1 protein-coding gene is annotated in these 1,377 nt (G+C 69.4%); it reads left to right on the forward strand.

What is annotated here, in order from left to right; genetic code table 11:
- Nucleotides 1-12: 12 nt before the first annotated feature.
- A partial coding sequence (locus AC27LF_RS45425; RefSeq protein ID WP_487231310.1) for a non-ribosomal peptide synthetase occupies nt 13-1,377 on the forward strand: 1,365 nt, incomplete at its 3' end.

Raw genomic sequence — 1,377 nt, forward strand, 5'->3', positions numbered from 1 at the left:
GTGCGGTGTGTGGTGTTCGGTGGTGAGGCGTTGGATGTGGGCCGGCTGGGGGGCTGGTTTGCGCGGTATGGGGATCAGGGGCCGCGGTTGGTGAACATGTACGGGATCACCGAGACCACGGTCCATGTCACGTATGCGCCGCTGGATCCGGCGGACGGCCGTGGTGGTGTGATCGGTGTGGGGCTTGCGGATCTTCGGGTGTTCGTGCTGGATGAGGGTCTGCGTCCGGTGCCGGTGGGTGTGGTAGGGGAGCTGTATGTCGCGGGGGCCGGACTGGCGCGGGGTTATCTGGATCGTGCGGGGCTGACCGCGGAGCGGTTTGTGGCGTGCCCGTTCGGTCCGGCCGGCGCGCGGATGTATCGCACGGGGGACCGTGCGCGCTGGGCTGCTGACGGCCGGCTGGTCTACGAAGGCCGCAGCGATGCGCAGGTGCAGTTGCGTGGGTTCCGGGTGGAGCTGGGTGAGATCGAGGCGGCACTGGCCGCGCATCCGCACGTGGCGCAGGCAACGGTGATCGCCAGAGAGGACACGCCCGGTGATGTCCGCCTGGTCGCCTATCTCGTGCCGACCGAGCGCGACGGCGACACGGGTGAACTTGCCACGGCGGTACGGGCGTTCGCGGCGGAGCGGTTGCCGGAGCACATGGTGCCGTCGGCGGTGGTGACGCTGGAGGCGTTGCCGTTGACGGTGAACGGCAAGCTGGACCGCAGGGCGCTGCCCGCCCCGGAGTTCACGGCGGGTGCGGGGCGTGGTCCGGCGACGGTGCAAGAGGAGATCCTGTGCCAGGTGTTCGCCGAGGTGCTCGGTCTGCCGGCGGTGGGCGTGGAGGACGACTTCTTCGCACTCGGTGGGCACTCCCTGCTGGCCGTGTCGCTGGTCGAGCAACTGCGCAGCCGGGGCCTGTCCGTCTCCGTCCGCGCGCTGTTCCAGACGCCGACACCGGCCGGTCTGGCCGCGGTGGCGGCTCCGGACGCGGTCGTGGTTCCGGAGAACCGCATCCCGGAGGGCGCCGAGCACATCACTCCGGACATGCTGCCGCTGGTCGATCTGGACGAGGCCGAGCTGGCGCACGTCATCGAGCAGATACCCGGTGGCGCGGCCAACATCGCCGACGTCTACCCCCTGGCACCTCTCCAGGAAGGCCTGTTCTTCCATCACCTGTTGCAGGCCGACGGCGGCGGCGCGGATGCATACGTGGTGCCACGGGTGCTCCAGTTCGACTCGCGTGAGCGGCTGGATGCCTTCCTCGGTGCTCTCCAGCGGGTGGTGGACCGGCATGACATCTACCGCACGGCGATCGTGTGGGAGCGGCTGCGTGAGCCGGTCCAGGTCGTGGCTCGAAGGGTCGAACTACCGGTCACTGCGGTTGAGTTGACG

Source organism: Streptomyces diversicolor, assembly GCF_057537855.1.